Here is a 22228-nt window from a genome sequence, read left to right as displayed (position 1 = left end):
TGAAGCGGCACGCACCTGATGTCGTCTTACTCTGCTGCGTCCGGCAGTTGCGCCGCGGCGCTGACGTCGTCGACTTTCGAGTTTTCGAGTTCGACGCTGAGGCCCAGCGAGCGCATTTCCTTGACGAGAACGTTGAAGCTCTCCGGAATGCCCGCCTCGAAGGTGTCGTCGCCCCGGACGATCGCTTCGTAGACCTTGGTGCGGCCAGCAACGTCGTCCGACTTGACCGTCAGCATTTCCTGGAGCGTGTAGGCGGCGCCGTAAGCTTCCAGCGCCCAGACCTCCATTTCGCCGAAACGCTGACCGCCGAACTGCGCCTTGCCGCCCAGCGGCTGCTGGGTGACGAGCGAGTAAGGACCGATCGAACGGGCGTGGATCTTGTCGTCGACCAGGTGGTTGAGCTTCAGCATGTAGATGTAGCCCACGGTCACCTGACGATCGAACGGTTCGCCGGTACGGCCGTCGAAGAGTGTCGACTGGCCGGTCACCTTGAGACCTGCCTTGTTCAGCATCTCGTTCACGTCGGCCTCGACAGCACCGTCGAAGACCGGCGTTGCGATCGATACGCCGCGGCGGGTCTGCTCGGCAAGCCGAACGACGGACTCGTCGTCGTACTGCTTGATCGGCTCGCCCTTCGGACCCGATCCGATGACGTCATCGATCGTCGCGCGGAGCGGCTTGATGTCGCCGTTCTCGTGATACGCGTCCAGCATCGCGCCAATCTTCTTGCCCATGCCGGCGCAAGCCCAGCCGAGATGGGTTTCGAGGATCTGGCCGACGTTCATGCGCGACGGCACGCCGAGCGGGTTCAGCACCACGTCGACATGCGTACCGTCTTCCAGGAACGGCATGTCTTCGATCGGCACGATGCGCGACACGACACCCTTGTTGCCGTGACGGCCGGCCATCTTGTCGCCCGGCTGAATCTTGCGCTTTACCGCGACGAAGACCTTGACCATCTTCATCACGCCCGGGGGCATTTCGTCGCCGCGCTGGACCTTCTCGACCTTGTCCATGAAGCGCTGTTCAAGGCGCGACTTGGATTCGTCGTACTGGGCGCGGAGTGCTTCGATCTCGCCCTGAGCCTTTTCGTCCTCGACGGCGAACATCCACCACTGCGAGCGCGGATATTCGCTGACGACGGCGTTGGAAAGCTCGGTGCCTTTCTTGAAGCCCTTCGGACCAGCCACAGCGACGTGACCGCGCAGCATGTCTACCAGACGTGCATAGACGTTGCGGTCGAGGATCGCCTGCTCGTCGTCGCGGTCCTTGGCAAGGCGTTCGATCTCCTCGCGCTCGATCGCCATCGCGCGCTCGTCCTTCTCCACGCCGTGGCGGTTGAAGACGCGCACTTCGACGACCGTGCCGAAGGTGCCCGGCGGCATGCGCATGGACGTGTCACGGACATCCGAGGCCTTCTCACCGAAGATGGCGCGCAGAAGCTTTTCTTCCGGCGTCATCGGGCTTTCACCCTTCGGCGTGATCTTGCCGACGAGGATATCGCCCGGCTGAACTTCGGCACCGATATAGACGATACCGGCTTCGTCGAGGTTCTTCAGCGCTTCTTCCGAGACGTTCGGAATGTCGCGGGTGATTTCTTCCGGACCAAGCTTGGTGTCGCGCGCCATCACTTCGAATTCTTCGATGTGGATGGAGGTGAACACGTCGTCGCGCACGATCCGCTCGGAAAGCAGGATCGAGTCTTCGTAGTTGTAGCCGTTCCACGGCATGAACGCGACGAGCGCGTTGCGGCCGAGCGCCAGATCGCCGAGGTCGGTCGAAGGACCGTCCGCGATGATGTCGCCCTTGTTCAAAACGTCGCCGACGGTGACCAGCGGACGCTGGTTGACGCAGGTGTTCTGGTTCGAGCGCTGGAACTTCTGCAGGCGATAGATATCGACGCCCGACTTCGACGGATCGAGGTCCTCGGTGGCGCGGATAACGATACGCGTCGCATCGACCTGGTCGACCACACCGCCGCGGCGGGCAGCGATCGCGGCGCCGGAGTCGCGGGCAACGACCGGTTCCATGCCGGTACCGACGAACGGGGCTTCCGCACGCAGCAGAGGCACGGCCTGGCGCTGCATGTTCGAGCCCATCAGTGCGCGGTTGGCGTCGTCGTTCTCAAGGAACGGGATGAGCGCGGCGGCGACGGACACGAGCTGCTTCGGCGAAACGTCCATCAGGTTGATGTTGTCGCGCGGCGCCAGCATAACTTCGCCGGAGTGACGGCAAACGACGAATTCTTCCGCAAAGGAGCCATCGTCGTCCAGCACCGAGTTCGCTTGCGCGACGTGGTACTTCGCCTCTTCCATCGCCGACAGATAGACGACGTCGTTCGTGACCTTGCCGTCGACGATCTTGCGGTACGGGCTCTCGATGAAGCCGTACTTGTTGACGCGAGCGAAGGTTGCCAGCGAGTTGATCAGACCGATGTTCGGGCCTTCCGGCGTTTCGATCGGGCAGATGCGGCCGTAATGGGTCGGGTGAACGTCGCGCACCTCGAAGCCCGCGCGCTCGCGGGTAAGACCACCCGGGCCGAGAGCCGAAAGGCGACGCTTGTGGGTGATTTCCGAAAGCGGGTTCACCTGGTCCATGAACTGCGACAGCTGCGAGGAACCGAAGAATTCGCGAACGGCGGCAGCTGCCGGCTTTGCGTTGATCAGATCCTGCGGCATGACCGTGTCGATCTCTATCGAGGACATGCGTTCCTTGATCGCGCGCTCCATGCGCAGGAGACCGAGGCGATACTGGTTCTCCATGAGCTCGCCGACCGAGCGAACGCGGCGGTTGCCGAGGTTGTCGATGTCGTCGATCTCACCCTTGCCGTCACGCAGCTCGACGAGCATCTTGACGACAGCAAGAATGTCTTCCTTGCGGAGCGTGCGAACGGTGTCCGGAACGTCGAGGTCCAGACGCATGTTCATCTTCACGCGACCGACAGCCGAGAGATCATAGCGCTCGGCGTCGAAGAACAGCGTGTTGAACATGGCTTCGGCAGAATCCATGGTCGGCGGTTCGCCCGGGCGCATGACGCGATAGATGTCGAACAGCGCATCCTGGCGGTTTTCGTTCTTGTCGGCGGCAAGGGTGTTGCGGATATAGGCACCGACATTGATGTGGTCGATGTCGAGAACCGGGATCTCGTCGAAGCCTGCCGAAAGGATGACGGGAAGCGTCTTCTCGTCGATCTCGTCGCCGGCTTCGAGATAGATCTCACCCGTTCCGTAGTTGACCACGTCTTCGGCGAGGTAGTTGCCGTAGAGATCGTCGTCGGTGGCCTTGAGAGCCTTCAGACCCTTCTCCTGCAGCTGGCGGAGCAGGCGCGGCGTAAGCTTCTTGCCGGCTTCAACGACAACTTCGCCGGTATCGGCGTCGATCATGTCGGTGATCGCCTTCTGACCCTTCAGGGCATCCGGCTGGAACGGCACGCGCCAGCCTTCGCCGTCGCGCTGGTAGAGCGACTTCGTGTAGAAGGTGTCGAGGATCTCTTCGCCGTCCATGCCGAGCGCCATCAGCAGCGACGTCACCGGAATCTTGCGGCGACGGTCGATGCGGGCATGCACGATGTCCTTGGCGTCGAATTCGATGTCGAGCCACGAGCCGCGATAAGGAATGACGCGCGCTGCAAAGAGCAGCTTGCCGGACGAATGGCTCTTGCCCTTGTCGTGATCGAAGAACACGCCGGGAGAGCGGTGCATCTGCGAGACGATGACGCGTTCGGTGCCGTTGACGATGAAGGTACCGTTGTCCGTCATGAGCGGCATGTCGCCCATGTAGACGTTCTGCTCCTTGATGTCCTTGATCGACTTTGCGCCGGTGTCTTCGTCAATATCGAACACGATCAGGCGCAGCGTCACCTTCAGCGGTGCCGCATACGTCAGGTCGCGCTGGCGGCATTCCTCGACGTCGAATTTCGGCGGCTCGAATTCGTAGGATACGAACTCGAGCATCGAAGCGCCCGAGAAATCCTTGATCGGGAATACCGACTTGAAAACGGCTTGAAGGCCCTCATCAGGGCGTCCGCCTTTAGGCTCTTCAACCATAAGAAATTGGTCGTAGGACGCCTTCTGAACCTCGATGAGGTTCGGCATCTCCGCGACTTCTGGAATTTTACCAAAAAACTTGCGTACGCGCCTGCGACCGTTAAACGAAAGGGTCTGAGCCATCGTCGCTCCTTGTCAATCTTGCATCCGGGCCTGCAACGGACGGGAACCGATGGCCAGTCGACCCCGTCAATCAATGAGTTGTTCAATCTCGTCCAACTTCGGGAAAACGCCCAGCGCGGATTGCTGTGCTGCCTTCCGTTCGAGACCATCCTCTTGAAGAACCCATTACCCAAAAGCCGTTTTCGACAGGCTTTTGGGTAATATGTTCCAAAAACGGTCAAAGAGAGGCGGCCATACGGCCACCCCTCCTTTGCATTTCGTCGAATTACTTGACGTCAACCTTGGCGCCAGCGTCTTCGAGCTTCTTCTTGAGGTCAGCCGCTTCAGCCTTGGAAACAGCTTCCTTGACAGCCTTCGGAGCGCCTTCGACGAGGTCCTTGGCTTCCTTGAGGCCGAGGCCGGTGATGGCGCGGACTTCCTTGATGACGTTGATCTTGTTCGCGCCGGCATCCGTCAGGATGACGTCGAACTCGGTCTTTTCTTCCTCAGCAGCAGCGGCAGCACCGCCAGCAGCACCGCCAGCAGCAGCAACGGCCACCGGAGCAGCGGCAGAAACGCCCCACTTTTCTTCGAGCAGCTTGGAAAGCTCAGCAGCTTCCAGGACGGTCAGCGAGGAGAGGTCTTCAACGATCTTTGCGAGATCAGCCATTTTACTTTTCCTTTTGTTCGGTTCGAACTGGTTTTAAATACAACAGCGAAATTCCGCCTCAGGCGGCTTCGTCCTTCTTGGCATAGGCCGAGAACACGCGAGCAAGCTGGCTTGCCGGTGCTGCGACAACCGTCGCGACGCGGGTTGCCGGGGCATTGAGAAGGCCCAGCAGCTTCGCGCGCAGCTCGTCCAGCGAAGGCAGCGTCGCAAGCGACTTGACTGCTTCGGCGTTGAGCGTGGTTGCACCCATGGCGCCACCGAGAACAACGAGCTTGTCGTTGGTCTTGGCGAAATCCATGACGACCTTCGGAGCCGTCATCGGGTCGGCGCTGAAAGCAATCAGCGTCTGTCCCGTGAAGAGATCGGTCATCCCTTCAGACTCCGTGCCCTGAAGAGCGATCTTGGCCAGGCGGTTTTTCGCGACTTTGACGGTGCCGCCAGCAGCGCGCATCTTCGAACGGAAGTCGTTCATCTGCGCAACTGTGACACCAGCATAGTGGGCCACGACAACCGAACCGGAAGCCTTGAAGACTTCGTTCAGCTCCGTGACGAATTCGCGTTTTTCCGCTCTTTCCACTGTCTGTCTCCAGTTGACAGGGTTGCTTCAAGCAGCCCTGCCGGGTTTGCCTTTGTCACCCGGGATCATGCTCGATCCCAAGCAACGCTTAAGGATCCTGTCCCTTGGCGTTCCCGGGAGAGCCGGGTCTGACACAAGGCAAGCGAGGTTCGAACCGAATTTCGACGCCAGTGACGTTGTTCAAAATTCAGGTCTTACCCGTCTCATGCGGGCAATGGTGATTAAGGTAAAACCACCCGCAATCTCGGACAGGAGTTCCGGACCTGGGTCCGGATATTTCCGGCCCCGAAAGGCCGGAAATTCGGTTTCGGGCCGAAGCCCGGAATTATCAGGCGACGCTGAGGGTCGCGGGATCGATCTTCAGGCCCGGCCCCATGGTCGAGGAGATCGCTACGCGCTTGACGTAGTTGCCCTTGGCACCAGTCGGCTTTGCCTTGATCACCGCATCAGCGAAGGCGCGGATGTTTTCTTCCAGTGCCTTGGCATCGAAGGACGCCTTGCCGACGCCTGCGTGGACGATACCGGCCTTTTCGACGCGGAACTCGACCGCACCACCCTTGGAGGCCTTGACGGCGGCGGCAACGTCCATGGTGACCGTGCCGACCTTCGGGTTCGGCATCATGCCACGCGGGCCGAGAACCTTACCGAGACGACCGACGAGCGGCATCATGTCCGGGGTAGCGATGCAGCGATCGAAATCGATCTTGCCGCCCTGGACGATCTCGACGAGATCTTCGGCGCCGACGATATCAGCACCGGCAGCCTTGGCTTCGTCAGCCTTGGCGCCGCGCGCGAAAACGGCAACGCGAACCGAGCGGCCGGTGCCGTTCGGCAGGTTGACAACGCCGCGGACCATCTGGTCGGCATGGCGCGGGTCAACGCCGAGGTTCATGGCGACTTCGATGGTTTCATCGAACTTTGCCGTCGCACGCTCCTTGACCAGCGTTACGGCTTCACCGAGGCCGTAGATCTTCGCCGGATCGATGCCCTCGCGGGACTTCTGTACACGCTTTGCAATCTTCGCCATGGTCTTAGCCCGTCACTTCCAGGCCCATGGAGCGGGCAGAGCCCTCGACCATTGCCATTGCGCCTTCAACATCGGCCGCATTGAGGTCCTTCATCTTGGCCTCCGCGATCGTGCGGATCTGAGCCTTGGAGATCGAGCCGGCCTTGGCCTTGCCCGGGGTCTTCGAGCCCGACTGGATCTTTGCTTCACGCTTCAGGAAGTAGCTGACCGGCGGCTGCTTCATGATGAAGGTGAAAGACTTGTCCTGGTAATAGGTGATGACGACCGGAATCGGCATACCCTTTTCCATTTCCTGCGTGGCGGCATTGAACGCCTTGCAGAATTCCATGATGTTAATGCCACGCTGACCAAGCGCAGGACCGATCGGCGGCGACGGATTCGCCGAGCCGGCCTTCACCTGCAGCTTGAGCTGGCCTGCAACTTTCTTAGCCATTTCTCTCTGCCTCTGAATGCCCCCCCTATACGGTCAAACCGGAAGAGGAGCTGTTGAGCCGGTCACCCGGCCGTTTGCCGGCCCTTCGACCGGCGGCTGCGGTTGCGTGGTGCGGATAAACCGACCCGGCTAAGACCGGACACCTCCCACGCGCATGCGGATCACTCCGCCGGAACAAGCCAATCGACTCGCTCCATCCCTTTTAAACCTGTATTTTTCAGACCTTTTCGACCTGGCCATATTCCAGCTCGACAGGGGTCGCGCGACCAAAGATCGAGACCTCGACCTTCAAACGTGACCGCTCTTCATCAACATCCTGAACGATGCCGTTGAAGGATGCGAACGGACCATCCGATACCCGGACCTGCTCGCCGATCTCGAAGGAAACCGACGGCTTGGGACGGTCAACACCTTCCTGGACCTGACCAAGGATCCGCTCGGCCTCATGATCCGGAATCGGAACGGGCTTGCTGTCGGTTCCGAGGAAGCCCGTGACCTTCGGCGTATTCTTGATGAGGTGATAGGCCTCATCGGTCAGATTGGCGCGAACAAGCACGTAGCCCGGAAAGAACTTGCGCTCCGAGTCAACCTTGCGGCCGCGGCGAATCTCGACGACCTTTTCGGTCGGAACCAGGATCTTCTCGAAAAGGTGATCCAGACCCTTCTGCTTGGCCTTCTCCTCGATCGACTCGGCGACCTTCTTTTCGAAATTCGAATAGGCGTGAACGATATACCAGCGCGCAGCCATGCTACTCTCCACCCAATCAAGCGCCAACGTTGAGGACGAGGCTCATCAGCCAGCCCATCAACTGGTCCGCACCAAAGAAAAAGGCGGCGGCAAAAGAGACCATGACTAAGACCATCAGCGTCGAGATCATCGTCTCGCGCCGTGAAGGCCAAGTCACTTTTGACGTTTCAGAGCGAACCTGCTGCAGAAACGTGAACGGATTCGTTTTGGATGCCATAAAATGCTCACGCCATTACGGCGCGTAAAGCCGATGATTCAGCCCCACGCACCGCGTGTCTGTTTGGACCCTACATAAAGACCGATTCCGAAAACCACAAGAGCCAATCAGTCTTTTTTGTGAATATAAAAAGACGGCCGCGCCGCCCTACTCTGTTCATTCTGGCCGAATTCCGACGATGAGGCAAGAATGACGAAAACTGGCAGGGGCAGAGGGGCTCGAACCCCCGACCTGCGGTTTTGGAGACCGCCGCTCTACCAACTGAGCTATACCCCTAGACAGAGACAACGACCGGTCAAAAGGCCCGCACGCGTCTCAAGTCTGCGGCTTCTTATTCAGTTTGCCGCACGCTTTCAAGCGCATTCGCGACAAAAGGGTAAAAAGTTCGAAGAAAATTTCGTGGACCGCCTGAGACATCGTCGAGGCCGCAGACGGTCGCGGCGCTTCAGTTCTCCACCCGGACGTATTTCCGCCAGTCGTGTTCCTCCTTGAACCCGAGGACCTCGCGAATCTTCCTGTTCGAGAGAAGGCCTTCGAACTCGCCGATCTCTTTCTTGAAGGGAACATTCGGATAAAACCGCTTGGCGAGTTCACGGGAAGGCGTATTGGCCGAGACGGTGTCGTTCGCAGCGTTGAATATCGCAAAGCCGAGGCCGTCCTTCTCTATGCAGAGCTTGACGATCTGGCCGAGGTCGCGCGCGTCGATATAGCTCCAGGCAATCCTTTTCCGGATTTCTGGATTGGCGAAGTAGTGCGGGAAGTTCGCATATTCATGCGGCTCGATCACGTTGCCAATGCGCAATGCGTAGATGTCGAACCCCGAGCGCTCCGCAAAGGCGCGGGCCGTCTTCTCGTTCACCACCTTGGAAAGACCGTAGGAGTCCATCGGGTTGACGTCGTAGTCCTCCTCGAGCGGGAAATGGTGGAAATCGCGATGGCCCTCGGCAAAGCAGACACCGTAGGTCGTCTCGCTCGAGGCAACGATGATCTTGCGTATGCCGAGTTTCACCGCCGCTTCGATCACATTGTAAGTGCCCATAACGTTGACCCGGAAGGTCTCGTTATCCGGCTTGATGAGAATGCGCGGAATGGCAGCAAAGTGAACGACTGCATCGAAGGGCCGCGGCCCCTGATCGAGATCGGGAAAGTCCCGATGCATCGAGAGCGCATTAAACATCTGGCCGCTGTCGGTGATGTCGGCGATCAGGTTGGTGACACCGGGGCTGTCGAGCGGAACAAGGTCGACATTGTGCACCTCATAACCCGCTTCGACGAGATAAGGTACCGCATGCCGCCCGGCCTTGCCTGCGCCGCCGGAAAAGAGAATCCGCTTCTTCATGACGCCTCCCCACAAAAACAAAGTAATAGTTATGCGCTTTGCGCCTTTGCACAAGATGCGCTTGCCTTGCGCACCGCCCCGGGCACCGCGCGCGATACCTGAAGGGCGGGCGTTCGCCGCCTCACCATTTCAGGCTGTAGCGGATATCGAACACGCTGCGTGGCGCCAGCAACGGGTCGACCACAGCGGCGCCGAGCTGCAGATTGCCGAACTTCTGTTCGAAGCCAATGCGGCTCACGCTGTTGACACCCTCGCTGGAAAGCTCACCCTGCGCGACAATTGACGTCCGGGTCGCCGGAGACGTCAGCCGGGCCGTTTGCGTCAGCCGCGGCTTGGCGCAACTGTTCTCGTAGGCATTGCACTGGAGGGCAATGCTACGGTGGACCTCCGCATCGACTGTCGGCGTCACCATCCATGTGCGCGCGGTGGCGGCGCCCACATTGCCGGCGCCACTCAAGGCGTTGAAGTCCAAGCTGACTTGCGAGGAGCGCGTAGACACCCGCCCGCTCTTGCGCGAAAGCGCCCCCCAGAGGCGCACCGGCGCGGCCGGCGGAGTGATCTTCCCCGACTGCGCCGCCCCCATCGAGAACTCGGCCCCTGCTGTCGTATCCCAGCGCCAGGGGAAACGCACGCCGAGCCGCAGCCTGTAGGCATTGGCCCCGGTCTTTGCGGGCGCCCAGATAAGCGGGGCATCATCGGCGGCTGACGCTGTTCGCGGAGGGGCGGCCCACACACAAACAAAAGCGATGCCGACCGCGGCAAGGCGCGTAGCAATGCGTCTTTTCATTGGGATTCCGATCCTCGGTCAAAACCGTTGCCATTCCGGCAAATCGCAAGGTTCGGAAGATAAATCAGATCTGTGACGACCTTATGCTCGTCGGCGACCGCGCACAGCGGATCCCGCGAGCGCTGTTACGTACATCGGGCCCAAAACAGACGCGGGTTCGGTGTTCACCACCAAAGACAGAAGACCCCGCAGTTGCCTGCGGGGCCTTCGAAATCCGGGCTAGCCGAAATTACTTGATGATGGAGGCGACGATGCCTGCGCCGCCTGCAAATCGCGCTTGCGCGCCATTTGCACCTTCCTTGCTGCCGTCGGCAGCTGACGGCATCGTCCTTGCGATCATTACTTGATGATGGAGGCGACGATGCCTGCGCCGACGGTGCGGCCGCCTTCGCGGATCGCGAAGCGCAGCTTTTCTTCCATCGCGATCGGCACGATCAGCTCGACGTCAACCGTCACGTTGTCGCCCGGCATCACCATTTCCGTGCCTTCCGGCAGCGTCACGATGCCGGTCACGTCCGTCGTGCGGAAGTAGAACTGCGGACGGTAGTTGGTGAAGAACGGCGTATGACGGCCACCTTCTTCCTTCGTCAGGATGTAGGCTTCCGCCTTGAACTTCGTGTGCGGCGTGACCGAACCCGGCTTGCACAGGATCTGGCCGCGCTCGACGCCGTTGCGGTCGACACCGCGCAAGAGCGCGCCGATGTTGTCGCCGGCCTGGCCCTGGTCGAGCAGCTTGCGGAACATTTCAACGCCCGTGCAGGTCGTCTTCGTCGTCGGACGGATGCCGACGATCTCGACTTCCTCGCCGACCTTGATGATGCCGCGCTCGACGCGACCGGTCACAACCGTACCGCGGCCCGAGATCGAGAACACGTCTTCGATCGGCATCAGGAACGGCAGGTCGATCGGGCGCTCCGGCGTCGGGATGTAGGCGTCAACCGCGGCCATCAGCTCGCGGATCGCGTCTTCGCCGATCTTCTTGTCGCTATCTTCAAGCGCGGCGAGCGCCGAGCCCTTGATGATCGGAATGTCGTCGCCCGGGAATTCGTAGGACGACAGCAGCTCGCGAACTTCGAGCTCGACGAGCTCGAGCAGCTCGGCGTCGTCGACCTGGTCGACCTTGTTGAGGAACACGACGATCGCCGGAACGCCGACCTGGCGGGCGAGCAGGATGTGCTCGCGGGTCTGCGGCATCGGGCCGTCGGCAGCCGAAACAACCAGGATCGCGCCGTCCATCTGCGCCGCACCGGTGATCATGTTCTTCACGTAGTCGGCGTGGCCGGGGCAGTCGACGTGCGCATAGTGACGGTTCGGCGTCTCGTATTCGACGTGCGCCGTCGAAATCGTGATACCACGGGCCTTTTCTTCCGGCGCAGCGTCGATCTGGTCATACGCCTTGAACTCGCCGAAGTACTTCGTGATCGCTGCCGTCAGCGACGTCTTGCCATGGTCAACGTGGCCAATCGTGCCAATGTTAACGTGCGGCTTGTTGCGCTCAAATTTGCTCTTTGCCATGGGTACGTTTCCTGTGGTCAAATAAGATGGATCAGCCGGCTGGGCCGGTTTGTCGAGCCGTTTAAGGGTTTCGCGGGATTTGCGCAAGACTTAATTGTGTGCGCCGGGACGGTGCTGCACAGCCGCTCAGCGCTTCGGGATCAAACGGCGTGCCGGATACCGGCGCAGCGACAATTCGAACGCGCGAACATAAACACAATCATCGACATGCGACGTTTACTTGAAGCGCTGTCTGAGCTGTCTTTGCGATGACGGAATGAGCTGGAGCGGGTAGCGGGAATCGAACCCGCGTATTCAGCTTGGAAGGCTGCTGCTCTACCATTGAGCTATACCCGCGGGCCTTCGATCCTGAAACAGAATGGTGGAGGGAGTTGGATTTGAACCAACGTAGGCTGAGCCAACGGATTTACAGTCCGTCCCCTTTAACCACTCGGGCATCCCTCCATTATTCTGTCGGGATCAATCGACCAAGCATTTGAGATCGTGAAGGAAGCGGCGACATTTGCTGCCGCCTCGCGATCTGCGCCGGGTATATGACCGCCCTCCTTCGTCCTGTCAACACGGCGAAACGCAAAATTTCAGAAATTCTCCACAGCAGCGCCGGCGAACATCGCCGAAAGCGTTTCCAACGGCGATCGAACGTCACTATAAGACGCACATGAGCAAGGACAAGAGCGGCGACAAGAGCGCCAAGGACACCCATTATGCCAATCTCCGGCGCGCCCACCGCGACGCCCGGCGCGAGCGCGGCGAGATCCCCACGCCCAGACAGGACAAACGCAAGAAGATGCCTGCCGATTGGAAACCTCCGGCGCTCGCGCCCGAGCAGGTGCTTCTCTACGGTCTGCATACGGTTCGCGCCGCCCTCGACAATCCGGACCGGAAAATCGTTCGCCTCTCGGTAACTCAGAACGCGGCCGCCCGGTTGGAACTCGGCGACCACGCCGCGCTTCCCTTTCCGACCGAGGTCGTGACGCCGCAGGACCTGGACAGGATTCTCGGCCCGGACGCCATCCACCAGGGCGTGATGCTGGAAACGCGGCCGTTGCCGCACCGCAGTCTTGAAGCGCTGCGCGACTGCCCGCTGATTCTGGTGCTCGACCAGGTGACCGATCCCCACAATGTCGGCGCAATCATGCGCTCCGCGGTCGCCTTCGATGCCGGGGCACTCATTACCACGATGCGCCACAGCCCGACCGAGTCGGGTGTCCTGGCAAAATCCGCTTCCGGCGCGCTGGAGCTGATCCCCTACATCCAGATCACCAACCTCGCCGACGCGATAGACGAACTGCACAAGCTCGGTTTTCTGACAATCGGTCTCGATTCGGAGGGCCCGGAACCGCTTGAAGGTACTTTCGCCGGCAACAGGATCGCCCTCGTATTGGGGTCGGAGGGCAAGGGATTGCGGCAGAAGACGCGTCAGACGGTAAGGGCGCTTGCTCGCCTTGACATGCCGGGAGCAATCAAATCGCTGAACGTCTCGAACGCTGCGGCGATCGCCATGTATGCGGCACGACAGTTTTTGAAGATTTAGACGGCGCGGGGCTTCAATCAAGCGGGACTTCCGCCGTTCCGATTTGAGCGGTCGGGCAACCGTCGCGCACCTTCCTCCACGTCGTCACGTTGAGATCCATTTCGCAGCGGGCCAGATAGGAGACGTCGCCCACCCTGATGCATGCGGTCTGACCAACCGCGTATGTTGATCCGTCGCGATTGCGACAAGTGCAGCGCCGATCAGGAGGGGCCGCAAGAACGCTTCCGGCGGCCATGATCGCCGCCAGCCACAGCGTTGCTATCGGCATCGCGCGCAGACGTTCCATATGCGGATATTAGCGCGAAACGGCGACCAGCAAAAACGGAGAATGCCGGCTGCTTTCACAGCCGGCATTCTCCGCAACGAACCGATATTCCACGGTCCAGATGAACGTCTTAGCTCGCCAGGCGAAGGACGTTGCCGGCAGTGATCACCTTTTCGGCCTCGGCAATCGCGAACTGCTTCGAATCGTCACCGAGATTGAGCCCCTCGGCCCGCACGAATTCGACGTCGGTGATGCCGAAGAAGCCGAAAACCGTCCTCAGGTAGCTCTCCTGATGGTCCATGGCAGCAGCCGGGCCAGCGGAATAATGTCCGCCGCGGGTCGAGGCAATGATGACCTTTTTACCCTTGGCAAGCCCTTCCGGGCCAGCTTCGGTGTAGCGGAAGGTCTTGCCGGCGACGGCGAGGCGATCGATCCAGGCCTTCAACTGGCTCGGAATGGAGAAGTTGTACATCGGCGCACCAATGACGATCGTGTCGGCAGCCAGGAATTCTTCCAGCATCCGGCGACCGCTCTGAACGTCGGCGGCGAGAGCCGGCTCGACGCCACCGAGGTCGGCCGGGGCCATGATCTGCGAACCAGTGAGGTGCTGCACGCCGTTGGCCACGAGGTCGCGATAGGTGATCTCGGCATCCGGCCGGTCGGCCTTGATCTGCGAGACGATCGCCGCTGTCAGGCGGCGGGAAACCGAATGTTCTCCGAGAATGCCGGAGTCGATATGAAGGACTTTCATGGGAGGCACCTTTATGTTGCGTTGCGGTGTCCCTCATATGATCGGAAAACAATCGCAGGATAAGTGCGCAGATATTTGACATTCTGTTTCCTGATAGAAACAATCAACGCGTAAAAAGGGCTTGGGAGGCAGGATTGCAGGACCTTAATGACATCGCTCTCTTCGCGGCCGTCGTAAGAAACAACGGCTTCAGCGCAGCAGCGCGAGACCTGAACATCCCAAAATCGAAGCTCAGCAAGCATGTCTCGCGCCTGGAAGAACAACTTGGCGTCCGTCTGCTCGAGCGCTCGACGCGCAAGCTGCGCATGACCGAAATCGGGACCGTCTTTTACGAGCATTGCCAGGGATTGCTGGAAGGCGTCGAGGCGGCCGAAGCCGAAATTGCGGCGGTTCGCGCCGAGCCGACGGGGATCGTCCGACTCGGCTGCCCGTTTGGCTTCACGCCGATGCTGGCGGATATCCTGCCGGGCTTTCATCGCCGATATCCCGGCGTTCGCTTGCTGATTACGACGACCAACAGGCGCCTTGATCTGGTCGAAGAGCGAATCGATGTCGCTCTGCGCGCCCGCGAACAGCTTGACACCGACAGTCAATTGATCGTGCGCCAGTTCGGCACGGTACGCCAGCGGCTTGCGGGAAGCCCGACGCTTCTCGCACGTCTCAATGGCATCACCATCGACAATCTTGCCCAGATGCCAACGCTTTCGACGAACGAGCAACACACCAACGACACCTGGCGACTGCTTCATACCGACGGAACCGCAATCGAAATCGCGCACCGGCCTATCATCGGTTGCAGCGATTTCCTCATTCTTGAGCGCGCCGCGATCGAGGGTATGGGAATAGCGCTTTTGCCGGACCACATTTGCGAACGCGCCTTCCGCACCGGCGTCCTCGTTCCGGTCCTGCCGGAATGGACATCGGGCGATGTGATGGTCCACCTCGTCTTTCCCTCGCGCCGCGGTCTGCTGCCCGCAACGCGCGCGCTGATCGACTATCTCGCGGAGAACCTGTTCACTGCCATGGCGCGCTGCGGCGAGTTCGACCCGAGACCGGCGGCATCGTTCGACATCTGAAATCAGAAGCTGAATGAATGGGAATGGGGCCAAGCCGTTGAAAAATGGTGCCCCCAGAGAGACTCGAACTCCCGACCTACTGATTACAAATCAGCCGCTCTACCAACTGAGCTATAAGGGCACTTGCCGCGCTGGCAGTTATCATATTCTGATTCCGTGTAAAGCAAAAATGCGACTTCTCCCAATTTTTCGGATGCGTTCGCGGCAAGGCCGTGCCAGAAAATGGGGTTAGCAACCCAATCGCCCTGCCCTTTCACGACGACGGACTGAGTTTCATGGCCCGCAAGTTCAACTCACTCGCCTTCCTCGCCTCTCCGGCAGCAGAGGCGCAAAAGGCGGCCAAGGATCTCAAGGCCATTTATGGCAATCACGAAGCGGACGAAGCCGATGTGATCGTCGCACTCGGCGGTGACGGCTTTATGCTGCATACGCTGCACAAGACGATGAACACCGGCAAGCTTGTCTATGGCATGAACCGTGGCTCGGTCGGCTTTCTGATGAACCGCTACAGCACGGAAGACCTGCATCGCCGCATCGAGCGGGCTGTCGAGAACGCCTTTCACCCGCTTGAGATGCGGACAACCGACGTCAACGGCAACGTATTCACGGCATTGGCGATCAACGAAGTCTATCTGTTTCGCCAATCCTATCAGGCCGCCAAACTGAAGGTCATCATCGACGGCAAGACGAGGCTTGAGGAACTGACCTGTGACGGCCTTCTCTTGGCAACACCGGCCGGCTCGACGGCATACAACCTCTCCGCGCACGGGCCGATCCTGCCGCTGGAAGCGCCGCTGCTGGCGCTGACACCCGTCAGCCCGTTCCGCCCGCGGCGCTGGCGCGGAGCCCTGCTGCCCAATCATGTCACCGTCGAGATCGAGATCCTGGAAGCCGACAAGCGGCCGGTCAATGCGGTCGCCGATCACCAGGAGGTAAAGTCGGTCGTCAAGGTTAGGATTGCCGAATCCGAAAAACTGACAGCCCGCATCCTCTCCGACCCGGATCACTCCTGGTCCGACCGCATTCTGGCCGAGCAATTCTCCAATTGAAATCGCACGTTGCAAGACGGGTGTGATATGGTCCAAAACGGTAGCCGCCGGCCCCGCTGATCAGACATTTCAGGAGGATGCGTCGACCGATGTACAGAGCCCTGCTTCTCTCACTTTGCCTCGCCCTGCCCACAAGCAACTTGCGGGCGCAAGAATCCGCCATGCTTCCCTCAAATATTACCTTCGTAACCAGCACCGGTTATTGGGAGGAAAGCGGCGCCGCGCTTTTGCAGGATGGTGCGGAGGAAAACGCCGGCGGCACTACTTCCGGTTCGCAGGGAAGCTCGAGCGGGAAGCGCGGCTACTACAAGCTAATTGCCGTTCGCCAGAGCGACGGCACCGCCCAGGTGCACATTCAGCAAATCGCCTCGACGCCCGCCGGCCCTGAAGTGGTTTCGTCGGCGGAGCTGGAAGAATTCACCGCATTGAAGCCTTACGTCACCGACATTCGGCCGGAAACATCGACCGGCATCACCCCGCAACCGGGGATGTTCGCAACCGTCTATCTGAAGACGGACCCTTCGGCCAAGGAGCCGGAATCCTGGACCGTGGTCATCGACGATGTCGGCGACATCAAGATTGAGCGTGCAACAAACTGACATCGCGACAATATAAAAGGCCGGGCGCAAGCACCCGGCCTCCGATCATCCAGTCGAACATGAGCTGTTGAAACGACGAAATTCCGGACGGAAAACCGTTACACACTTTTCCCGGAACTGCTTTAGTTCAGGTCTTCGACAACGGCATCCGCACCACCCTGCACGCGGTGGGCAAGAGCCGCCTCCATGAAGTCGTTCAGTTCGCCATCGAGCACATCGCCGGGGCTCGTGCTCTCGATGCCCGTCCGCAAGTCCTTCACCAACTGGTAGGGCTGGAGAACATAGGAACGGATCTGGTGACCCCAACCGATATCTGTCTTGGAGGCCGCCTCGGCGTTCGCCGCCTCCTCGCGCTTCTTGAGCTCGGCCTCGTAAAGCCGCGCGCGCAGCATGTCCCAGGCCTTGGCCCGGTTCTTGTGCTGCGAGCGCTCCTGCTGGCACTGCACCACGATACCGCTCGGCATGTGCGTGATGCGCACGGCGGAATCGGTCGTGTTGACGTGCTGGCCACCAGCGCCCGAGGAACGGTAAGTGTCGATCCGGCAGTCGCTTTCGTTGATATCGATCTGAATCGAATCGTCGACGACCGGGTAGACCCAGATGGACGAGAACGACGTGTGCCGCCGGGCGTTGCTGTCATAGGGCGAGATACGGACAAGGCGGTGCACGCCCGATTCCGTCTTCAGCCAGCCATAGGCGTTGTGACCCTTGACGAGAAGCGTTGCGGACTTGATGCCCGCCTCTTCCCCGTCCTGGATTTCCATGAGCTCCACCTTATAGCCCTGGCGCTCGGCCCAGCGCGTATACATGCGCAGCAGCATGTTCGCCCAGTCCTGGCTTTCCGTGCCGCCCGCGCCCGAATGGACTTCGAGATAGGTGTCGTTCTGATCCGCCTCGCCCGAAAGCATGGCCTCGACCTGCTTCTTCGTGGCTTCGTTGCGCAGCTGTCTCAGGGCTTCCTCGGCGTCCGCAACAATCGCTGCATCGCCTTCTTCTTCGCCGAGTTCGATCAGCTCGATATTGTCACTAAGCTGTTGCTCGAAGCGGCGCAGACCGTTTATGCCGTCGTCGAGCTGTTGGCGCTCGCGCATCAGTTTCTGCGCCTCGGCGGCATCGTTCCAGAGCGACGGATCCTCCGCCTTGTTGTTCAACCAGTCCAGTCGTCTTATCGCCTGGTCCCAGTCAAAGATGCCTCCTCAGCAGGCTTATGGCCTGCTTGATTTCGTCGACAATGTTCTCGATTTCGCTTCGCATGTTCCTGCTTCTTGTGAACCCGTAAAAACGTGACGCTCAAATAGCGACGCCCGCCGCCGATGTAAAGGCGACGGGCGGGGCATCTTATCTGTGCATGTCGTTATCCCAAAACCGCTGCACACTTTTGGGCGACATGTATTGGAAAGAAAGGGTCAGAACAGGCCGTTCGAGCCGGAAGTCACCGCCTGGTTCGCCTGCGGCGAGTTCCTCAGGATCTCCTCCGGCGGCACATATTGATCGAGACCGCCGATGACGGAGAAGGAATCGGCGGGGCCTGTGCCCGGCTTGAACGCCTCGATGATCGTATCCGGCTCGCCTTCGACCGCCGCCATGCCTGTCTTTCGGTTGACAGGAATGAGGCTCATGCCTTCCGGCACCACGAACTTGCTGGGACGCGTGCCCTTGACCGCCTCCTGGATGAAGGCGTTGAAGATCGGCGCCGAAAGACTGCCGCCGGTCGCCCCGCGACCGAGCGGCGCCGGATCATCGAAACCGAGATAAAGGCCGGCCACCAGATCGGGCGTATAGCCCACGAACCAGGCATCCTTCTCGTCGTTGGTCGTGCCTGTCTTGCCGGCGATCGGACGATCGAGCTTGATCTTGCCGGCCGCGGTACCACGCGTGATGACGCCTTCCATCATCGATGTGATCTGATAGGACGTCATCGGATCGAGGACCTGCTCACGGTTGTCCGTCAGCACCGGCTCTTCCTGACTGTCCCAGTCATCGGCGTTGCAGTTGTCGCAGGTCCGATCCTCGTGGCGGAAGATGGTCTTGCCATAACGGTCCTGGATCCGGTCGATCAGTGACGGCTTGATCTGCTTGCCGCCATTGGCAATGACGGCATAGGCCGAAACCATGCGCAGCACTGTGGTCTCGCCCGAGCCGAGCGACATCGAAAGCAGCGGCGGCATCTTGTCATAGATTCCGAAACGCTCGGCATATTCGGCAACGATGTTCATGCCCATGTCGTTGGCAAGGCGCACGGTCATCAGGTTACGCGACTTCTCGATGCCGAGACGCAGGGTCGAAGGACCGGCAGAGCCGCCGCCGTAGTTCTCGGGCCGCCAGACCTGGCCGCCGGCAACAATCTCGATGGGCGCATCGAGGATAACCGAGGCCGGCGTATAGCCGTTGTCGAGCGCGGCGGCGTAGACGAAGGGCTTGAAGGACGAACCGGGCTGGCGCATCGCTTGCGTCGCACGGTTGAACTCCGACTGGCCATAGGAGAAGCCGCCTACCATCGCCAGCACGCGGCCGGTATGCGGGTCCATCGCAACCAGCCCGCCCTGCACCTTCGGCGGCTGCCGCAGTCGATATTCGCCCTCTTCGCCTGTCGGCTCGACATAGACGACGTCACCCGGGCCGAGCACGCCTTCCGGCGACTTGGCGGTCTTGCGCTGGCCACCGGCGGAACGGTAGGCCCATTGCATGTTCTTTGCCGAGATGTGCCCCGTCTCGCGCTCCGGAACGATCTTGCCGGATGCTTCCTTCTCCGGCTGGATACCAATCTCCGCCCCTTCCGTATCGACCGAAAGGACAACCGCCAGCTTCCATTCCGGCACATCGCTGAGGGCGGCGATCGTTCCGAGCGGTTCGCCCCAGTCGCCGCCGATCTCAATCGTCTTGATCGGGCCATGGAAGCCGCGGCGCTCGTCATAGTTCAGGAGCCCGTCCTGCAGCGCCTTGCGCGCCACGATCTGCAAATGCGGATCAAGCGACGTGCGCACCGAAAGGCCGCCCTCGTAGAGAGCGTTGTCTCCATACTTCTGGATGATCTGACGGCGCACTTCCTCGGCGAAGAAGTCCGATGCGAAAAGATGAGCGCCACCGCGACGCGGGTTGACTCCAAGCGGCTGCCTCTTCGAATCTTCCCCGTCTGTCTTGGTCACGTAGCCGTTTTCCACCATCCGGTCGATCACCCAGTTGCGGCGCTCGATCGCCGCTTCCGTCTTGCGGAAGGGATGATAGTTGGCCGGCCCTTTCGGCAATGCAGCGAGATAGGCGGTCTCGGCAACGGTCAGTTCGGTCACCGACTTGTCGAAATAGGTCAGCGCGGCGCCGGCGATCCCGTAGGAGTTCAGGCCGAAGAAGATCTCGTTGAGATAGAGTTCGAGGATTCGATCCTTGCTGTAGGCCTGCTCGATGCGGAAGGAGAGGATTGCTTCCTTGATCTTGCGATCGATGGTTTGATCAGAGGTCAGCAGGAAGTTCTTCGCGACCTGCTGGGTGATCGTCGAAGCGCCGACCGGGCGCCGGCCGGAGCCGAAGTTCTGTACATTGACGGCGATGGCGCGAAAAAGACCGGTGATGTCAACACCGGGATGCTGGTAGAAATTCTTGTCTTCGGCAGAAATGAAAGCTGCCTTGACGCGGTCCGGAATCGCCTGGATCGGTAGGTAGAGGCGACGCTCGCGGGCATATTCGGCCATCAGGGCGCCATTACCGGCGTGGAAGCGCGTGGTTACCGGCGGCGCGTATTTGGCCAATACCTCGTAGTCCGGCAGGTCCTTGGTGATGGCACCAAGGTAGATCGCGACGGCCGCCGCGATGCCAAGCAGCAGAAACGCACCAATGCCGAAAAAATATCCAATCAGTCTGATCATCAGTCAGATACCGGTACCTAATTATCGTCCCATTGCCAGGTCGTCGTCGCATGATGCGAAGGCCCGAAGGCCTCGTGTTCTCGTAAACGAAATCGACCTCGCCAAACTGTTCGTCAGAAATCGTCTGGTATTGCGGCTACGCGTTTCTGCCGCTTCCTCATATGGCGAGGAAGGCCAAGCATCAACACTGTTTCCCAACAAATCCGGGCACCTTTTTCCTAAGTGCCCGGATTGTGAGTAAAATAGGGCTGGTCTCCGATTATCCCGTGCGCATCCTGTTGAAAAGCATATCGCTGTTACCCGGGCGACACAAATCACTTCCCGCACGCCGCGCGCGCACCGCCCGGTGCAGCCGAGTGTGCCGAACCTGGATTTGACTAGCCTCCGTTCGCGACCGCCGTCTCGCGATAGCGTCGAACGGCCACCCCAAGCAGACTCGACACCCTCTTGCGCCATTCCGGATCGAGCAACTGCTTCTCATCGTCCTTGTTCGAAAGGAAGCCCAGTTCGAGCAGGACGGAGGGCACGTCCGGCGCCTGCAGGACGCGGAAACCCGCGTGACGATGCGGATTGTTGATCAGCTTGATCTGGCCTTCGAAGGACGAAACGACGGTGCGCGCCAGATTGACCGAGAAGGCTTGGGTTTCGCGGCGCGTAAGGTCAATCAGGATGTCCGCCACTTCCGCCGGCTCACTTTGCAGCGGTACGCCGGCGATCTCGTCGGACAGGTTTTCGCGTTCGGCGAGATTGGCTGCGAGATGGTCGGATGCCTTGTCGGAAATGGTGTAGACCGTGGCCCCGCGAATGTCCTTCTGTTTCAGCGTGTCGGCGTGAACGGAGATGAACAGATTGGCGCCCTTCTGCCGCGCGATCTGCACACGCTGCGGCAGCGACAGAAACTCGTCGCGCTCGCGTGTCAGGAATGCCTCGATACCGGCTTCGCGCTTGAGCGTCGCGACCAGTTCTTCAGCGAAGGCGAGCGTCACATGCTTTTCCTCGGTCTTGGTGACGTTGCCGATTGCGCCCGTATCGATGCCGCCATGGCCAGGGTCGACAGCAATGACAAAGGCGCCGGGATCCTTCACGACGGCGACCGGCCGATCGGTCTTTACCGCACGCATCGTTCCCGTCCACTGCTGGCCGTTGAGAAGTTCATCGAAGCGGGCCTGGTCGATCCTTTCGGCATCAAGGACGAGCCGGAAGCTCTTGCCATCTTCTTCCGGCTTCACTTCCACATGGCTGACTTCGACCGGCCCTTTGGCGGACAAGACGAGCCGCGACGTGCCTACCCCCATTCCCCCATAGCGGATGGCGTCGAAAAGCCCGCGTGGTTCCAGGCTCTCCGGCTTCAGCCCGAAGGACGTCTCCGGCAAGTCAACGATGACGCGGACCGGATTTGCGACGTAATGGATCGAGAATTCCGGCTTGCGATCGAATTCCACCACGATGCGCGTGCGGGCATCGTCGCCAGCAATCCGGGCACCGAAGGCGAGCAGCGGTTCGGCGGCCCTCAAGTCGGCGGCGCTGGCGGTCATCGCAGCGAGTGCAAAGAAGACCGCACGCAGAGCGTGACGCCACGACGTTACAGATCGCAAAGAACACAGACGTTTCGCCGAAGGCATCACCCCGGGCT

General features: G+C 60.3%; 19 protein-coding genes and 4 tRNA genes. 4 read left to right on the top strand and 19 right to left on the bottom strand.

Annotated features, from left to right (window positions below; genetic code table 11):
- Window positions 1–26 precede the first annotated feature (26 nt).
- The 13 genes from rpoB to RB548_RS05860 all read right to left on the bottom strand — a co-directional run bounded on the left by rpoB (window position 27) and on the right by RB548_RS05860 (window position 11905).
- Window positions 27–4169 (bottom strand): DNA-directed RNA polymerase subunit beta, encoded by a 4143-nt coding sequence (rpoB, locus tag RB548_RS05920; protein WP_331374071.1) that lies wholly within the window; start codon window positions 4167–4169, stop codon window positions 27–29.
- Between the two features lie 265 nt (window positions 4170–4434).
- Window positions 4435–4818 (bottom strand): 50S ribosomal protein L7/L12, encoded by a 384-nt coding sequence (rplL, locus tag RB548_RS05915; protein ID WP_012707747.1) that lies wholly within the window; start codon window positions 4816–4818, stop codon window positions 4435–4437.
- 58 nt (window positions 4819–4876) lie between these two features.
- Window positions 4877–5395 carry a 50S ribosomal protein L10 gene (gene rplJ / locus RB548_RS05910; protein WP_331374070.1) on the bottom strand — a complete coding sequence of 173 codons (519 nt, stop codon included), beginning with the start codon at window positions 5393–5395 and terminating at the stop codon, window positions 4877–4879.
- Window positions 5396–5723: 328 nt separating this feature from the next.
- A complete protein-coding gene (gene rplA / locus RB548_RS05905; RefSeq protein WP_331374069.1) occupies window positions 5724–6422 on the bottom strand; it encodes a 50S ribosomal protein L1 in 699 nt (232 codons plus the stop codon).
- A 4-nt stretch (window positions 6423–6426) separates the two neighbouring features.
- Window positions 6427–6855 (bottom strand): 50S ribosomal protein L11, encoded by a 429-nt coding sequence (gene rplK / locus RB548_RS05900; RefSeq protein ID WP_283963208.1) that lies wholly within the window; start codon window positions 6853–6855, stop codon window positions 6427–6429.
- Between the two features lie 217 nt (window positions 6856–7072).
- A complete protein-coding gene (gene nusG / locus RB548_RS05895) occupies window positions 7073–7603 on the bottom strand; it encodes a transcription termination/antitermination protein NusG (protein ID WP_136504340.1) in 531 nt (176 codons plus the stop codon).
- A 16-nt stretch (window positions 7604–7619) separates the two neighbouring features.
- Entirely contained in the window at window positions 7620–7820 is a 201-nt protein-coding gene (secE, locus tag RB548_RS05890) for a preprotein translocase subunit SecE (protein ID WP_331374068.1), read from the bottom strand.
- A gap of 200 nt (window positions 7821–8020) precedes the next feature.
- Window positions 8021–8096: transfer RNA gene (locus tag RB548_RS05885), tRNA-Trp, on the bottom strand.
- 169 nt (window positions 8097–8265) lie between these two features.
- On the bottom strand, window positions 8266–9159 hold the full coding sequence (locus tag RB548_RS05880) for an NAD-dependent epimerase/dehydratase family protein (RefSeq protein ID WP_331374067.1): 894 nt from the start codon (window positions 9157–9159) through the stop codon (window positions 8266–8268).
- A 121-nt stretch (window positions 9160–9280) separates the two neighbouring features.
- A complete protein-coding gene (locus tag RB548_RS05875) occupies window positions 9281–9946 on the bottom strand; it encodes a hypothetical protein (protein ID WP_331374066.1) in 666 nt (221 codons plus the stop codon).
- Between the two features lie 339 nt (window positions 9947–10285).
- Window positions 10286–11461: an elongation factor Tu gene (tuf, locus tag RB548_RS05870; protein WP_153442062.1), complete on the bottom strand. Its 1176-nt coding sequence runs from the start codon at window positions 11459–11461 to the stop codon at window positions 10286–10288.
- A gap of 262 nt (window positions 11462–11723) precedes the next feature.
- A tRNA-Gly gene (locus tag RB548_RS05865) sits at window positions 11724–11797 on the bottom strand.
- 23 nt (window positions 11798–11820) lie between these two features.
- A tRNA-Tyr gene (locus RB548_RS05860) sits at window positions 11821–11905 on the bottom strand.
- A 214-nt stretch (window positions 11906–12119) separates the two neighbouring features.
- Here RB548_RS05860 and RB548_RS05855 point away from each other — a divergent pair.
- Window positions 12120–12995: a TrmH family RNA methyltransferase gene (locus RB548_RS05855; RefSeq protein WP_331374065.1), complete on the top strand. Its 876-nt coding sequence runs from the start codon at window positions 12120–12122 to the stop codon at window positions 12993–12995.
- Window positions 12996–13008: 13 nt separating this feature from the next.
- Here the strand turns inward: RB548_RS05855 and RB548_RS05850 are convergent, their stop codons facing one another.
- Window positions 13009–13281, bottom strand: a complete 273-nt coding sequence (locus tag RB548_RS05850; RefSeq protein WP_331374064.1) for a hypothetical protein — start codon at window positions 13279–13281, stop codon at window positions 13009–13011.
- A gap of 109 nt (window positions 13282–13390) precedes the next feature.
- Window positions 13391–14011 carry an FMN-dependent NADH-azoreductase gene (locus tag RB548_RS05845; RefSeq protein WP_331374063.1) on the bottom strand — a complete coding sequence of 207 codons (621 nt, stop codon included), beginning with the start codon at window positions 14009–14011 and terminating at the stop codon, window positions 13391–13393.
- 134 nt (window positions 14012–14145) lie between these two features.
- Between RB548_RS05845 and RB548_RS05840 the strand changes: the two genes are divergently transcribed.
- Window positions 14146–15087 (top strand): LysR family transcriptional regulator, encoded by a 942-nt coding sequence (locus RB548_RS05840; protein ID WP_331374062.1) that lies wholly within the window; start codon window positions 14146–14148, stop codon window positions 15085–15087.
- Window positions 15088–15132: 45 nt separating this feature from the next.
- On the opposite strand, the gene RB548_RS05835 is transcribed toward RB548_RS05840, so the two are convergent.
- Window positions 15133–15208: transfer RNA gene (locus RB548_RS05835), tRNA-Thr, on the bottom strand.
- A 154-nt stretch (window positions 15209–15362) separates the two neighbouring features.
- Between RB548_RS05835 and RB548_RS05830 the strand changes: the two genes are divergently transcribed.
- On the top strand, window positions 15363–16136 hold the full coding sequence (locus RB548_RS05830; protein WP_331374061.1) for an NAD kinase: 774 nt from the start codon (window positions 15363–15365) through the stop codon (window positions 16134–16136).
- 89 nt (window positions 16137–16225) lie between these two features.
- Window positions 16226–16735, top strand: a complete 510-nt coding sequence (locus tag RB548_RS05825; RefSeq protein ID WP_331374060.1) for a hypothetical protein — start codon at window positions 16226–16228, stop codon at window positions 16733–16735.
- A 122-nt stretch (window positions 16736–16857) separates the two neighbouring features.
- On the opposite strand, the gene prfB is transcribed toward RB548_RS05825, so the two are convergent.
- The 3 genes from prfB to RB548_RS05810 all read right to left on the bottom strand — a co-directional run bounded on the left by prfB (window position 16858) and on the right by RB548_RS05810 (window position 22130).
- A protein-coding gene (gene prfB, locus RB548_RS05820) for a peptide chain release factor 2 (protein ID WP_331374059.1) occupies window positions 16858–17989 on the bottom strand; the annotation gives its coding sequence in 2 pieces (ribosomal slippage) (window positions 16858–17919 and window positions 17921–17989; 1131 coding nt in all).
- Between the two features lie 152 nt (window positions 17990–18141).
- Window positions 18142–20595, bottom strand: a complete 2454-nt coding sequence (locus tag RB548_RS05815) for a penicillin-binding protein 1A (RefSeq protein WP_331374058.1) — start codon at window positions 20593–20595, stop codon at window positions 18142–18144.
- 377 nt (window positions 20596–20972) lie between these two features.
- Window positions 20973–22130 carry an N-acetylmuramoyl-L-alanine amidase gene (locus RB548_RS05810; protein WP_331374057.1) on the bottom strand — a complete coding sequence of 386 codons (1158 nt, stop codon included), beginning with the start codon at window positions 22128–22130 and terminating at the stop codon, window positions 20973–20975.
- Window positions 22131–22228: the final 98 nt, after the last annotated feature.

This window comes from Sinorhizobium chiapasense, from assembly GCF_036488675.1.
GTDB classification, from domain to species: Bacteria; Pseudomonadota; Alphaproteobacteria; order Rhizobiales; family Rhizobiaceae; genus Sinorhizobium; species Sinorhizobium chiapasense.
Note: the sequence above shows the minus strand (reverse complement) of the source record. Positions and strands in the feature narration are given on the sequence as shown.